The 1,555-nt window shown below is 67.4% G+C and carries 1 pseudogene; it reads left to right on the forward strand.

From position 1 onward, the window contains the following. The first annotated feature begins 121 nt into the window (after nucleotides 1-121). Nucleotides 122-1,521, forward strand: a pseudogene (locus tag ABGB21_RS36805) (IS3 family transposase). Nucleotides 1,522-1,555: the final 34 nt, after the last annotated feature.

A 1,555-nucleotide genomic window follows, 5' to 3' on the forward strand; every position in this document is an offset into this window, starting at 1 on the left:
GCCCTGTCTGTCAGGGTGAGTTGAGGCCAGCGGCTCATAGCAAGTCCGTCGGACAGGGCGAGTTCAGGATCGAGAAGCGTTGAATACTGTTGTTGGCGTGGTGACGGCCCAGGATGGGGTCATGAGTCGCAAGAAGGGGCCGCGTTCGGATGGTCCGCGGGCACGCCGGTCGTTCACCCCGGGACAGAAGCTGGAACTGCTGGCCGGCTACGAGCGGGCGGTCGCGGCGGGTGAGGGCGGGGCGTTCCTGCGGCGGGAGGGTTTGTACTCGTCGTTGATGTCGGAGTGGCGCCGTGCGCGGGACGCGGGATTGTTGCAGGGCAAACCGGCTGGTGAGACGGTCGGGAGGCCGTCGGCGGAGCAGGCGGAGATCGCCCGGTTGCGGCGTGAGCTGGCGCAGGCGCAGGCGAAACTGGCGCGTACGGAGACGGCGTTGACGATCATGGGAAAAGCGCGAGAGCTCTTGGAGGACATCTCCAGGAGCGAGCCGGACGATCCGGACGTGTTCGGGCTCGGCAGGCGCTGATGGACGCGTTTCAGGAGTTGACCGGTGCGGGGACCACGACCCGGGCCGCGGCGGCGATGACCGGGATCGCCCGGTCCAGCGTCGATCGGGACCGACGTCGGTCGAGCCCGTCACGCCGGCCGCGTCCGGCGCCGGCGAACGCGCTCACCGCGGCGGAGCGGGAGCACGTGTTGCGGCTACTGAACGGCCCGCGGTTCGTCGACGCCGCTCCGGCGCAGATCTACGCCGCTCTGCTCGACCAGGGCGTCTACGTCGGCTCGATCGCCACGATGTACCGGATCCTGCGTGAACACCGGCAGGTCAAAGAGCGTCGCCGGCTGGCCCGGCATCCGGCGCGTCAGCGTCCGGAACTGGTCGCCGACGCGCCGCGGCAGGTGTTCAGTTGGGACATCACGAAACTGGCCGGACCGGTGAAGGGCTCCTACTTCGACGCCTACGTGATGATAGACATCTACTCCAGGTACATCGTCGGTGTCCGGGTCCACGCCCGCGAGTCCGGTCCCCTCGCGGAGTCGATGATGCGTGAGGTCTTCGACGTCCACGGCGTCCCGCACGTCGTCCACGCTGACCGGGGCACGTCGATGACCTCAAAGTCGGTGTCTGACCTGCTCGAGGACCTGACCGTGACCCGGTCACACTCCCGACCGAAGGTGTCGAACGACAACCCGTACAGCGAAGCCTGGTTCAAGACGTTGAAGTACGCGCCGGTCTTCCCGGACAGGTTCGCGTCCCTCACCGCCGCACGAGCGTTCATGACCGACTTCGTGACCTGGTACAACAACTGCCACCGGCACTCCGGGATCGGCCTGCACACCCCCGCCGAGGTCCACCACGGCCGCCACCACACCGTCCGCGCCGGCCGCGAGGACACCCTCGCCGCAGCCCGGACGGCACACCCGGAACGCTTCGGCACCAACCGGCTCCTACCGAAGATCCTCGATCTACCCGAACACGTTTGGATCAACAAACCAGAGGCGGAACCTCAGGCCGCATAACTCCCGCTGGCCTCAAATCCTTGACACGTTCCGG

It is taken from the genome of Plantactinospora sp. B24E8, from assembly GCF_039871735.1.
Taxonomy (GTDB): Bacteria; Actinomycetota; Actinomycetes; order Mycobacteriales; family Micromonosporaceae; genus Plantactinospora.